The following is a 12489-nucleotide window of genomic DNA, read 5'->3' as shown; positions in this document are numbered from 1 at the left end:
ATCGCACTAAATTTTCAGCCAGTCGGTTACGGGTGATGCGTTGACATCATCAAATGTGGGGAACGCTGCTCAGACGGGTTTCCACTCGGCCGGGGTCAGCGTTTTCATGCTTAGCGCGTGGATTTCCGCGCGCATGCGGTCGCCGAGCGCCGCGTAGACGAGTTGATGGCGAGCGATGGGCCGCTTGCCTTCGAATGCGTCGCTCACGATGGTCGCGAAGAAATGCTGGCCGTCGCCTTCTACTTCGACATGCTGGCAAGCGAGGCCGCCAGCAATGTATTCCTTCACTTGTTCCGGAGTCGGCAACATGGAAGTCTCCTGAAAATTAAGCGAACTGATTAGTGACGCAATTTGTAACCGCTTGCCAGCAAGCGCAGGGCGATTCCCGCCAGAACGATGAAAAACCCGCTGACAATGCCAAGGCTCACGAGCGGATTGATGTCGGACAGGCCGAAGAAGCCATAGCGGAATCCGTCGATCATGTAGAAGAACGGATTCAGCCGCGACACTTCGCGCCAAACTGGCGGCAGCGTATGCGTGGAGTAAAACACGCCCGATAGAAAAGTCAGCGGCATGATCAAAAAGTTTTGGAATGCGGCCAGCTGGTCGAATTTATCGGCCCAGACGCCGGCGATCAATCCGAGCGTTCCTAGAATTGCGGAGCCAAGGATCGCAAAGCCGAGAATGTAGAACGGCGCGGCAAAGCTCATGGGAATAAACCAGACCGTGACGATAAACACGCCAAAACCGACCGCGATCCCGCGCACGACGGACGCAAGCACATACGCGAAATACATTTCCCAGTGCGACAGCGGCGGCAGCAGCACGAATACGAGGTTGCCGGTGATCTTCGACTGGATCAGCGACGACGAACTGTTCGCAAACGCGTTCTGCAACACGCTCATCATCACGAGGCCCGGCACGAGGAAGCTCGTGTACGCCACGCCCGGATACACCTCGACGTGATTCGTCAGCGCGTGCCCGAAGATCATCAGGTACAAAAGCGCCGTGATGACCGGCGCGAGCACCGTTTGAAACCCAACTTTGTAGAAGCGCAGGAGTTCTTTGTAGAACAGGGTACGAAAGCCGCTCATGAAAGGCCCTCGACCACTTCCGGCTCATTCATCACCTGCACGAACACGTCCTCCAGATCGGCTTTGCGTACATCGATTTCATCGAACGCGCAGCCCGCCGCGCGGCATTTCGCCAGAATCGGCTCAACGTCGTCGTAGCTGGCGAGCCGCAGCAAATGGTTGGTCCCGGAGGCAGCGCGGGGATCGACTTCCAGCGCACGCAATTCAGCGGGCAATACGCCGTGCGAGAAACGCAACGAAAGCTGCATGCCCGCAAAACGCTGCAACAGTGTGCTGGTTCGTTCAAGCGCGACGACTTCACCGCGACGCAGCATGGCGAGCCGGTCGCACAGCGCCTCGGCTTCTTCAAGATAGTGCGTGGTCAACACGATGGTGTGGCCTTCGCGATTCAACCGGGAGATGAATTTCCAGAGCGTCTGGCGCAATTCGACATCGACGCCCGCGGTCGGCTCGTCGAGCACGATCACCGGCGGCTTGTGAACCAGCGCCTGAGCGACCAGCACGCGGCGCTTCATGCCGCCCGAGAGTGCGCGGGTATTGACGTCGGCTTTCTCGGTGAGATCGAGATTGGCCATGATTTCGTCGATCCAGTCGTCGTTCTTGCGTAGCCCGAAATAACCGGACTGGATACGAAGCGACTCGCGGACGGTGAAAAACGGATCGAAGACGAGTTCCTGCGGCACCACACCCAGCGAGCGGCGCGCCTGGCGGAAATCCGTCACCACGTCGTGGCCGAGCACGGAAATGGCGCCGCTATCGGCGCGCGCGAGGCCTGCGAGGATGCTGATAAGGGTCGTTTTACCGGCGCCGTTGGGGCCGAGCAGGCCGAAAAACTCGCCTTCTTCGACGACGAGGTTCACGCCTTTGAGCGCTTGCAGCTCTTTGTAGCGCTTCTTGACGTTGCGTATTTCTATGGCTGACATGACAGTGCGCGCGCCGGCGGGGCTGCGCCTCGATGTGTGCGGATCGGAACCAGAACCGGCCTTTACAAGACTGAAAGGCGGATAGCAGGCCGAAAAAACGGTTGATTATAGGCCAAACGCGGCAGAGCTTCGCCGCTAGCTAGTCCGTGACAACCCTGCGAACCCTGCGGGGCGCGTTCGATCAATATCGAATCGCGCCGATGTTTCAGCAGGACAGGGTCAATGTCGGAGGGTGAGGAGCGTGTCTACGCCATAGGCTTGCGCGAGACTGGCAAGCCCGGAGGGGAGGTTGACGACAGTAAGCGCCGCGCCGCGCGCCGCTGCCGCGCGTTGCCACGCGAGCAGGACGGCGAGCGCCGACGAATCGAATTGCTTGAGCGACGCGCAATCGACTTCGGTCGCGCCCGCGGCGATACGCGACAAACCCGCGTCGAGCGCGCTTCTTGCGCTCTCGTGCGTGAGCGCCGCGGCGGTTTCGAAGCGATTCACGATGCCTTGCCGTTCGCCAGTTGCTGATTACGCTGCGTGAGGAACTGCACCAGCCCTTCAACGCCGTGTTGCTGGATCTGCTCGTTGAACTGCTGCTGGTAAGCCTGGATCAGCCACGCGCCGAGCACGTTGATGTCATAGACCTTCCAGCCCTGCGGCGTCTTGTACAGTCGGTAATCGAGCTCGATCGGCGAACCGTTGTTCAGCACCACCGAACGCACCACCACGTCTGTGTCGCTGGGATCGGCACGGAACGGCTTGTACTGGACCTGTTGGTCGCGAACCTGCGCAAGCGCACCCGAATACGTACGGATCAGCAGCATCTTGAACTGCTCGACGATGTCTTTCTGTTGCTGCGGCGTCGCCGTGTTCCAGTTGCGTCCCATGACCAGACGCGTGGTCCGCGTGAAGTCCGTGTACGGCAGGATCTTCTCGTTGACCAGTTGTGTGATGCGCGTGATGTTGCCGGACTGGATCTGCTTGTCGGCCTTGATCTGATCAAGCACTTGCGACGTCACCGTCTTGACCAGCCCGTCCGGGGTGGACATGTCGGCGGCCTGCGCGAACGCACCGCTGCAAAACGCCATCAGCACTGCAAACAGGGGAAGTAGAAATAGTTTTTTCATTTACGGACTCTGCAAAAAAAGTGGCCTGGGTTTGAGCGCGGCGTTCACCATGAGTTCATCCTCCACGCTCTATTCGGCCATCAAAAGGCTTTCGTTATATTACCGGGTCGTCATCCTGCATGCTTTTAACGCAGCCTGAACGACGGGAACGACGGAATCCGCGGAGGCACCATCTGGTCCGGCCGCACTGAAGTCGCGCCGGGTTCGCTCGCGGCAGCCGCACCGGAAGCTGCTTCCGCTCCTGATGCCGCCGCAGGCGCCGCTGTGGTTGCTGAAGCAGGCGCCGCGCCTGCTGCCGCACCGCCGTCTACATCTTCGTACTTCGGCAGCGATTCATTGCTGTCGCTCATGCTGCTATTACCGGTGATCAGGTACTGACGACGCTGCAGATACGCATTACGCACGAACGAATACTTGTCGAGCGCTGCGTCTGACAGTACATCGCCGGCGCCAAGCAAGTTCGCCCGCGTGTTGACCAGTTGCACGCCGAACAGCGTGGTACGGAACCAGGTCGGATCGACATAGCTGGTCACGCTGCCGAAATAATCGACGACCGTTCCTGCTGTATCACGCACCGTGCTGGGTCCCAGCAACGGCAACACGACATACGGACCCGCCGGCACGCCGTAGTGGCCGAGCGTCAAGCCGAAATCCTGCGTGTGCTTCGGCAGTCCGGCAACACTCGCTACGTCGAACAAGCCCGCCACGCCGAAGATCGAGTTCATCACGACGCGCATGATGTCCGACACGCCGTCTGCAATCTTCAACTGCACCAGATTATTTGCAGCCGTATAAATATCGCCGATATTGCCAAAGAAGTTCGTGACGCTGTCGCGCACCGGCTGCGGCGTTACGTACACGTAGCCCTTCGCAATCGGCTTGAGCGCGACTTCATCGATCTTGTCGTTGATCGTGAACATCGTCCGGTTGTAACTCTCGAACGGATCGCCCTTGGTCGGTGTTGTAACGGTTGCGCACCCGGCAAGCATCGCCACCGCCACCATCACAGCCGCGCTGCTTACGCGCATTGCCTGCATTTCTTTTTCTCCTTATTGATGCTGACCCGAAGGCGGCCTTGCACTGCGAGATCGGCCGGCCTTCGGCTGCCTGGAATTTCCTGGCTCATTAAGCGACGTGTCGGGCGGCTTTTATTGAGCCGCCGCGCTCGCGCCCATCGCACTCGCCGCACCCGGGAATGTCGGTGCAGCGGGCGTTGCAGCAGGTGCGGCAGCGCTTGCCGGACTCTTCGAAGCGCCGGAATCCGCCGCCTTGTTGTACAGGAATTGCCCGATCAGATTTTCAAGCACGACCGCCGATTGCGTCATCGAAATGGTGTCGCCCGCCTTGAGCATCTGGTCGTCGCCGCCCGGCTCCAGGCCGATGTATTGCTCACCGAGCAAGCCCGACGTCAGGATCTTCGCCGACGAATCCTTCGGAAACTGATACTGCTTGTCGAGATCGATCGTGACCAGCGCCTGATACGTGTTCTGGTCGAAACCGATGGTATCCACACGACCCACCGTCACGCCCGCGCTCTTCACCGGCGCACGCGGCTTCAGTCCGCCGATATTGTCGAATTTCAGCTTGACCGCGTAGGTCGGCTGAAACGACAGCGAACTCATGTTGCCCGCCTTCAACGCCAGGAATAACAGCGCCACGAAACCCAGCACCACGAAGAGGCCGACCCAAAAGTCGAGAGCAGCAGTCTTTTTCATCGTCTTCCCAAAGAATCTTGTCGCAGTTTTTTGCGTGAAGGACTGTGCCCTTCACAACGTCCACGAACCGGTGAACCGAATCGCCACGCACAGCGCGTCGCGCAACGTCCCGGACTAATCAGTTGAACATCAGCGCGGTCAGCAGGAAATCCAGCCCGAGCACGGCCAGCGAGCCGTACACCACTGTCTTCGTGGTCGCGCGCGAAACGCCTTCCGGTGTCGGCTGGGCTTCATAACCCTGGAACAGCGCGATGAACGTGACGGCAAAGCCAAACACCAGGCTCTTGATCACGCCGTTGCCCACGTCGCTCCATACGTCGATGCCGCCTTGCATCTGGGACCAGAACGCGCCCGAATCCACGCCGATCATCAGCACACCGACCACATAACCGCCGAAAATACCGACCGCGCTGAAAATGGCAGCCAGAACAGGCATGGCGATGATGCCGGCCCAGAAGCGCGGGGCCACCACCACTTTGAGCGGATCGACGGCCATCATTTCCATGGCGGTGAGCTGCTCGCCGGCTTTCATCAGGCCGATCTCAGCGGTGAGCGACGTTCCCGCGCGGCCCGCGAACAGCAACGCGGTCACCACCGGCCCGAGTTCGCGTACCAGCGAGAGCGCGACCAGGAGGCCGAGCGCTTGCTCGGAGCCGTATCGGTTAAGGGTGAGATAACCCTGCAAACCGAGCACAAAACCCACGAACAAACCGGAAACCGCGATGATCAGCAGCGAATAGTTACCGACAAACAGGATCTGTTTCGTGACAAGACGCGGCCGGCGCATCAACGGGAAAAATTCGACGACCAGGCGCAGGAACATGCGCGTGGCGTAGCCAATGGTGCCGAAGCTGCCGAGCACCGTGCGTCCGATGGCGCTGATCATGCCTTTGCTCCGAGTCCAAAATCCGCCGCCAGCGGCGTCGTGCTTGGATAGTGAAATTTGAACGGGCCGTCCGGCGTACCGTCGATAAACTGCCGTACCGACGGTTCCTGGGACGCCCGCAATTGCGCCGGCGTGCCTTCAGCCAAAACGCCGCCGTTCGCGATGAAATACACGTAATCGGCAATGGCGAACGATTCGGGCACGTCGTGCGTCACCAGGATGGACGTGGCGCCCAACGCACTGTTCAGCGTGCGGATCAGATTCGCCGTGATGCCGAGCGAAATGGGATCGAGGCCGGCGAACGGCTCGTCGTACATCATCAGTTCGGGATCCAAGGCAATGGCCCGGGCAAGCGCCACGCGACGGGCCATGCCGCCTGATATCTCCGATGGCGCGAGATCGCGCGCACCACGCAAACCGACCGCGTTGAGCTTCATCAGCACGAGGTCGCGCAGGAGTTCTTCAGGCAGATCGGTGTGTTCGCGCAGCGGGAATGCGACGTTATCGAATACGGATTGGTCGGTAAACAGCGCGCCGAACTGGAACAGCATGCCCATCTTGCGGCGAAGCTCGTAAAGACCGTCGCGATTCTGCGTGCCGACGTCTTTGTCGCCAAACAACACCTGGCCGCGTCTGGCCTTCACCAACCCGCCAATCAAGCGCAACACGGTCGTCTTGCCACAGCCGGAACCGCCCATGACAGCCACAACCTGACCGCGCTTGAAGCGCATGTTCAGGTTCGATAATACGAGCCGGTCGCCGTAGCCGAAATCGACGTCGCGAAGCTCTAGCAAGGTCTCGGGAGAAGCTGACACGGAGGCTGACGATCCTTTTACACAAGAGGCCGAATTATAGGGCCTCTGCATGACAGGTGTCGTGGCGGTCCCTTTCGACTGGTTTAGCGGGCTGAACTTTTTTCCGAATCCGGGGCATTATCGCCCGAATTCGTGTTGCAGCGCAGAAATGGCGGCGGCCAGATCGGGCGCCTCTGTAACGGCACGCACGACTGCTGCGCTTCCTACACCGGTTGACATAATTTGTCGCAAGACCGAGCCGTTGACCCCACCGATTGCAACGAGCGGCACGATGCCGTCGAGCAAGCGCACATAACGTGCCAAACGCGACAAACCTTGGGGCGCCGTCGGCATGATTTTGGTCGTGGTCGGGAACACGGCGCCGAGGGCGAGGTAGCTCGGCTTGAAATGCAGCGCTTTCAGCATTTCATAGTAGCCATGCGTCGACAGGCCGAGGCGCAAGCCCGCTTCGGCGATCGCGTTCAGGTCGGCCGTGTCCACGTCTTCCTGCCCGAGATGCACGCCATATGCGCCGGCCTTGATCGCTGCCTGCCAATGATCGTTGATAAAAAGCTGCGCCTCGTGTTTCTTGCCGGCCGCCACCGACCGTTCGATTTCCTGTTTTAAATCGCCGGAATCGGTGGTCTTGCGGCGTAGTTGTGCCGTTCGGACACCCTGGTCGAGAACGCGTTCGACCCACTCCGCGCTTGGCAGGACCGGATAAAGACCGAGCTTGTCCGGACAAGGGGGGAACGGCTTCGACGGTGCCGCCGGTAAGTTGGCGACCTTTGGGAACGTGGAAAAATCGATGGGCCACGCGTCGAGTTGATCCAGATTGGCCGGACGCCACGCGAACGCCAGCACGAGCGCGTCGTGACGCTCGAAACCGCAATCAAGGAACGCGGCCAGCGCGGCTGGCCAATCGTCCGACCAATCCCCTTCCAGCGCGTATTCGACGTTATCCAGATGCAGCGTCGCCCGGCCCGCTTCTACTTCCAAGCGTCCAACTCCGTCCGGCAGCGGTTCATCGCCGGCGCCTACGATCAAATCTCCCGAGCGCGGATGATCCGGCTCGCTCAGGCAGATTCGCCATGACTTCGATGCGGCCGGCCACTCGCCCAGCCGCCGCCGGATTCGCTCGGCGGCTTCGAGCAGTTCATCGGCGGGCGGCCAAAACACTTCCTTATCCAGCAACACCGTACTCATACAGCACTCCCGTCTTGATGCCAGAACGGCATGCCGACCACCGGCGTGCTCGCTTGTGCGCTATCCCGTTCGGCCATTGGCCCGGCGAGATAAGCCATCCGCCCCGCTTCGACGCCCAGCGCAAACGCGCGCGCCATTTGCGGCGGAAACGTCGCTTGCGAGACGGCCGTGTTCAGCAACACGCCATCGAAACCCCATTCCATCACCTGGCACGCATGCGACGGCACGCCAAGACCGGCATCAACGATAAGCGGTACATCCGGCAACCGCTCGCGCAACGTGCGCAATCCATAGGGATTCGTCACACCTTTCCCCGTCCCGATAGGCGCGCCCCAAGGCATCAACGCCTCGCAGCCGACATCGAGCAGACGACGGCCAATCACCAGATCTTCCGTGCAATAGGGCAGCACCTTGAAACCTTCGCGGATCAATATGCCAGCGGCTTCCACGAGGCCGATCGGATCGGGTTGCAGCGTGTAATCGTCGCCAATCAGTTCGAGCTTCAGCCACGGGGTATCGAAGAGTTCGCGGGCCATGCGCGCCGTGGTCAGCACTTCGTCCACGGTTTGGCAGCCAGCCGTATTGGGCAACAACGCGACGCCGTGACGCTTGAGGACATCGAAGAAACCGGCTTCGCCTGTGTTCGACTGGCGCCGCAACGCGACGGTGACCATGCCGGGACGGGCGGCATCAATGGAATCCGACAGCGATTGCAACGACGGATAACGCGATGTCCCCAGCAGCACCCGGCTCGGGAATGACGTGCCATAGAGCGTGAGGCCGTCCGCGGTGGTGATGGTGGAAGTCATGATTCGATTCCTTTTAATAGTGCTCAGCCGCCGGCAACCGGCGAGACGATGTCGAGTTTGTCGCCGGCCGCAAGCGCCTTCGATGCGTGTTCGCCGCGCGCGACGAATTGCCCGTTCAGGGCCACGGCGAACGGCGGCTTTGCGCCGAAGGCCGCGAGGGCGTCGGTGACGGTGGCCGCGTCGGGCACGGAAAAAGACTGCTGATTGATGTGAATGTTCATGATGAAAGTCAAAGCACAGGCGCCGCGTGTTCGCAGCGCATCAAGGCGGACCAGCGGGCCCGGCGGCGCCAGTCGTCGAAGGAATCGGGGTTGGTGATCGCGCCGCCGAGCAGCGCTTCGGCCAGCGCACGGGCGGAATCGGCGACTTCGGGCGCGATCATGTAACCGTGTCGATACAGTCCGTTCACTCGCAAGGTTCGTGCGCCGTCCCAGACAATTGCCGGACGATGGTCGGGCAAGGTCGGCCGGCATTGCGAGTTGAGTTCGAGAATGCGCGCTTCGCCGAAACCCGGATGCACCGCGAACGCCGCGCTCAGGAGTTCGAGCGCTGAGCGCACGGTCATCGGCGACATGTCTTCGCCTTCCACTTCGGTTGCGCCGATCACGTAAAGGTCGTCCTGCTTCGGCGCGATATAAAGCGGATAACGCGGATGCAGCAAACGCACCGGCCGCGTCAGGCCGATACCCGGCGCATGCACGCGTGCGACTTCACCGCGAATGCCCCTTAACGCGGGCCATGCCGGCTTGCCGCCGAGCCCCCGGCAATCGATGACGAAATGCGCATCCGGCGGGGTATCGGTATCGATTGATGTATTCCAGTGAAGATCGACGTTACGTTCGGCCAAACCCGCGGCCAACGCTGTCAGCGCTTGCCGGTTGTCGAGCTGGCCTTCGTTCGGCAGCAGCCAGCCCTGCGGGAAACGCGTGCCAAGCGCCGGTTCCGCCGACGCGACTTGCGCGCCGGAGAGTTTGACGAAGCCATCGTGGAAAAGCTCGGCGGGCGCGTTCGCGCGCAAACGGCGCTCGAACAGCGGCGCCTCGGCGCGGTCGCCCGCATGCCAGACGACCAGCGTGCCATTGCGCTGAAAGAAGACCGGCTCCGGCATCTCGGCGATAAAACCCGGCCAGCGCTCAAGCGATGCCGCTCCGAGTTCGGTAATCAGCAATTCAGCGCTGGCGGCCTCGGCGAGCGGCGCGAGCATGGCCGCCGCGACCCACGCGGCCGATTGCGTGCCGGCGGCGTCGCCGCGGTCATACAGCGCCACCCGGTGCCCCGCACCCGCCAGCAGCCAAGCGACCAGCCGCCCGCACAAGCCCCCGCCCACGACGGCAAAGTCGTCTCGCCCGGACGCTCGGGAACGAGTGGAATGCACGACGGTCTTCACAATGACAACGCCTCCTCAGCAAACGCTGCAGAACGCACGGAGCACGGCACGGAAATCGAGATCGGGGGGAATGCCCGTTTCGAACCCTGGTTGCACGCACGGCGTACAAAACATATTTCAGGGACGAAACCACGGCGAGAAAGCGGCTAGGGAGCGCATTACTTGCGGCTCCTGCGCCAGCCAATACTGGAAGAAACTGGAAACGCGGCGGTTTCCGGAAACTTCCCTCGCCGGTATTACCCGGATCGGGTGCAAAGGGACTCTCTCAGCCTCGCCGCGCGTTTCTCCGTTGTTTTCAAGGGAGACGCGTGCCGAAGCACCCCTGTTTCGTCATCGATCATTAAAACATAAAAGCGAAACGACCCGCAAACGCGCTCACCTACATCAGGGATCAGCCGGCGAGCTTGCGCAGACAAACTGGACAGCCTTTCCTTTCGTTGATGCTGCGCGCACTCTGGCACAATGCCGCGAATGCCCGAGTTCGTCTGCAGCCCACGCGCAAGGCCCGCCGTTGGGTTGCGATAGCTCAGCCGGACCTGGATTAAGGAACACTTAAGTCACGCCCGAAACAATGCTGCGGCGCGCGTCGTCTTTAGTGGCCTTGATCATTGGGACGGAGCAGGACCATCCGCATCGATACCGCCAAGTTACAACCTGCCGCCGAGCCGGCACGCCTTCAGGAAGCTCATGACCACCACCACTCCCGACAACACAGAACAAAACGCCGACAAAGTGTCGGCGTGGAGTCTTATCAAACCTTACTGGGTATCGGAAGAACGCGGCATTGCATGGCTTTTGCTGATTGCGATCATCGCGATCAACATGACGGTCGTGTATATCAACGTGCGCCTGAACACGTGGAGCGCGGACTTCTACAACACGCTGCAGGCCAAGAGGGTCGCTGAGTTTCCGCGCTTGCTGCTGATCTTCGCCGGCCTCGCGTTCGCGTACATCCTGCTCGCCGTGTACGGGCGGTACTTGCGGCAAATGCTCGGCTTCCGGTGGCGCCAATGGCTCACGCACCGGTACCTCGAACAATGGCTCGGCGATAAAGCCTTCTATCGTATAGAACGCGATCGTCTCGCCGATAACCCCGACCAGCGGATCAGCGACGACCTGCAGTCTTTCGCGACAACCACGTTGTCGTTGTCGCTGGATTTGTTATCCACGCTCGTCACGCTCGTGACCTTCATCACGATTTTGTGGACGCTGGCGGGCGCGCTGACCTTCTCGCTGCTCGGCACGCCGATCACCATTCCGGGCTACATGGTCTGGGCCGCCGCGCTGTACGCAGTGCTCGGCTCGCTCCTGATTCAGCGTTTCGGCCACCCGTTGGTATCGATTAATTACCAGGCGCAGAAAGTGGAGGCCAACTTCCGTTTCGGCCTGATCCGTATTCGTGAGAACGCCGAGCAAATCGCGTTCTATGACGGCATCGAGACGGAAAACACTAACGCCAAGGGTATCTTCGAAACGATCCGCCAGAACTACTGGCAGATCATGAAGTACACGCGGCGGATGACCTTCGTGCTGTCCTTCTACGGCCAGATCGCGATTATTTTCCCGATCATGGTCGCGGCGCCCCGCTACTTCGCAGGCGCCTTCACGTTCGGCGTACTGATGCAGATCAGCTCGGCGTTCGGCACGGTCAGCGACTCGTTTTCGTGGTTCATCAATAGTTACTCGACCTTGGTCGAATGGCGCGCCACCGTGAACCGGTTGCGCGAATTCAAGCGCGTGATGCGCTCCACGCACATCAAGGAAGCGATTTCGCCGGCGACCGCCCACGGCGGCATCAACCTGCATTACACGGATACGAAGGCGCTGACCACGACCGGGCTGAAGCTCGCGTTGCCGAACGGCACGCCACTCGCGACAGTCGCAGACGTGGTGGTAAAGCCCGGCTCGCGCTGGCTTGTGCAAGGTCCGTCCGGATCGGGCAAGAGCACGTTGATGCGTGCGCTGGCCGGCCTTTGGCCGTTTGGAGATGGCACGATCGACGCGCCGGTCGACGCCAAGCTGATGTTCATTCCGCAGCAAAGCTATTTGCCGATCGGCACGTTGAAGGCGGCGTTGAGTTATCCGTCGACGGCAGAAGTCTTCTCCGATGAAGACTGTCGCCAAGCCTTGCGCGCCTGCAACCTGAACGGGTACGGCACGCGTCTGGAGGAGTCGGGGCATTGGGCGAAGATGATGTCGCCGGGTGAACAACAGCGGCTGGCGGCTGCCCGCGTGTTGCTGCACAAGCCGGACTTCATGTTCCTCGATGAAGCCACCAGCGCGCTCGATGCCGAGAACGAGATGCTGATCTATACGGCCATCATCGATGCGTTGCCGAACGCCGCGATCGTCAGCGTCGCGCATCGCGAGTCGGTAACCGGCTTCCATGAGAGCCGGATCGAGATCGAGCGCGCGGGGGTTGAAAGCGCGGTGGTTTGAGGTCGAAGGGGTTGGTTAGTGTACGTATGAACGCCGTGTAAGTTTTCAAAAGCAGGTTCTTTTTGGCCTGCTTTTCTCGTTTACCGACGCACCGTAGAATGCTCCTGAGCCTGCATGGCAG

At 60.7% G+C, this 12489-nt stretch carries 14 protein-coding genes and 1 riboswitch; of the genes, 1 reads left to right on the top strand and 13 read right to left on the bottom strand.

Going from position 1 to position 12489, the window contains the following annotated elements:
• Positions 1 to 69 precede the first annotated feature (69 nt).
• The 13 genes from ACMX25_RS25635 to ACMX25_RS25575 all read right to left on the bottom strand — a co-directional run bounded on the left by ACMX25_RS25635 (position 70) and on the right by ACMX25_RS25575 (position 9917).
• Positions 70 to 309 carry a BolA family protein gene (locus ACMX25_RS25635; RefSeq protein ID WP_031362176.1) on the bottom strand — a complete coding sequence of 80 codons (240 nt, stop codon included), beginning with the start codon at positions 307 to 309 and terminating at the stop codon, positions 70 to 72.
• 29 nt (positions 310 to 338) lie between these two features.
• A complete protein-coding gene (locus ACMX25_RS25630) occupies positions 339 to 1094 on the bottom strand; it encodes an ABC transporter permease (protein ID WP_414952818.1) in 756 nt (251 codons plus the stop codon).
• Positions 1091 to 2017: an ABC transporter ATP-binding protein gene (locus ACMX25_RS25625; protein WP_414952817.1), complete on the bottom strand. Its 927-nt coding sequence runs from the start codon at positions 2015 to 2017 to the stop codon at positions 1091 to 1093. The genes ACMX25_RS25630 and ACMX25_RS25625 overlap by 4 nt, the downstream gene beginning before the upstream one ends.
• 219 nt (positions 2018 to 2236) lie before the next feature.
• Positions 2237 to 2506 carry an STAS domain-containing protein gene (locus ACMX25_RS25620; protein ID WP_414952816.1) on the bottom strand — a complete coding sequence of 90 codons (270 nt, stop codon included), beginning with the start codon at positions 2504 to 2506 and terminating at the stop codon, positions 2237 to 2239.
• Positions 2503 to 3132, bottom strand: a complete 630-nt coding sequence (locus ACMX25_RS25615; RefSeq protein WP_414952815.1) for an MlaC/ttg2D family ABC transporter substrate-binding protein — start codon at positions 3130 to 3132, stop codon at positions 2503 to 2505. Before ACMX25_RS25615 ends, ACMX25_RS25620 begins: the two co-directional genes overlap by 4 nt.
• A gap of 125 nt (positions 3133 to 3257) precedes the next feature.
• Positions 3258 to 4169, bottom strand: a complete 912-nt coding sequence (locus ACMX25_RS25610) for an MlaA family lipoprotein (protein ID WP_414952814.1) — start codon at positions 4167 to 4169, stop codon at positions 3258 to 3260.
• Positions 4170 to 4280: 111 nt separating this feature from the next.
• A complete protein-coding gene (gene mlaD / locus ACMX25_RS25605) occupies positions 4281 to 4847 on the bottom strand; it encodes an outer membrane lipid asymmetry maintenance protein MlaD (RefSeq protein WP_414952813.1) in 567 nt (188 codons plus the stop codon).
• Between the two features lie 118 nt (positions 4848 to 4965).
• Positions 4966 to 5733, bottom strand: coding sequence for a lipid asymmetry maintenance ABC transporter permease subunit MlaE (gene mlaE / locus ACMX25_RS25600; protein ID WP_031362169.1), 768 nt, complete (start codon positions 5731 to 5733; stop codon positions 4966 to 4968).
• Positions 5730 to 6548: an ABC transporter ATP-binding protein gene (locus ACMX25_RS25595; RefSeq protein ID WP_414952812.1), complete on the bottom strand. Its 819-nt coding sequence runs from the start codon at positions 6546 to 6548 to the stop codon at positions 5730 to 5732. Before ACMX25_RS25595 ends, mlaE begins: the two co-directional genes overlap by 4 nt.
• A gap of 117 nt (positions 6549 to 6665) precedes the next feature.
• Complete coding sequence (gene thiE, locus ACMX25_RS25590) at positions 6666 to 7733, bottom strand: thiamine phosphate synthase (RefSeq protein ID WP_414952811.1); 1068 nt, start codon at positions 7731 to 7733, stop codon at positions 6666 to 6668.
• Positions 7730 to 8542 (bottom strand): thiazole synthase, encoded by an 813-nt coding sequence (locus tag ACMX25_RS25585; protein ID WP_414952810.1) that lies wholly within the window; start codon positions 8540 to 8542, stop codon positions 7730 to 7732. The genes thiE and ACMX25_RS25585 overlap by 4 nt, the downstream gene beginning before the upstream one ends.
• Positions 8543 to 8565: 23 nt before the next feature.
• A complete protein-coding gene (gene thiS / locus ACMX25_RS25580) occupies positions 8566 to 8763 on the bottom strand; it encodes a sulfur carrier protein ThiS (protein ID WP_414952809.1) in 198 nt (65 codons plus the stop codon).
• Between the two features lie 8 nt (positions 8764 to 8771).
• The gene (locus tag ACMX25_RS25575) at positions 8772 to 9917 is read right to left on the bottom strand and encodes an FAD-dependent oxidoreductase (RefSeq protein ID WP_414952808.1); all 1146 of its coding nucleotides are present in this window, start codon (positions 9915 to 9917) and stop codon (positions 8772 to 8774) included.
• 217 nt (positions 9918 to 10134) lie between these two features.
• Positions 10135 to 10263: riboswitch (TPP riboswitch) on the bottom strand.
• Between the two features lie 353 nt (positions 10264 to 10616).
• On the opposite strand from ACMX25_RS25575, the gene ACMX25_RS25570 reads away from it, so the two are divergent.
• Positions 10617 to 12368 (top strand): ABC transporter ATP-binding protein/permease, encoded by a 1752-nt coding sequence (locus ACMX25_RS25570; RefSeq protein WP_414952807.1) that lies wholly within the window; start codon positions 10617 to 10619, stop codon positions 12366 to 12368.
• Positions 12369 to 12489 lie beyond the last annotated feature (121 nt).

It is taken from the genome of Caballeronia eucalypticola (assembly GCF_047608185.1).
GTDB lineage: Bacteria > Pseudomonadota > Gammaproteobacteria > Burkholderiales > Burkholderiaceae > Caballeronia.
This window is presented reverse-complemented; position numbering and strand designations above follow the sequence as displayed.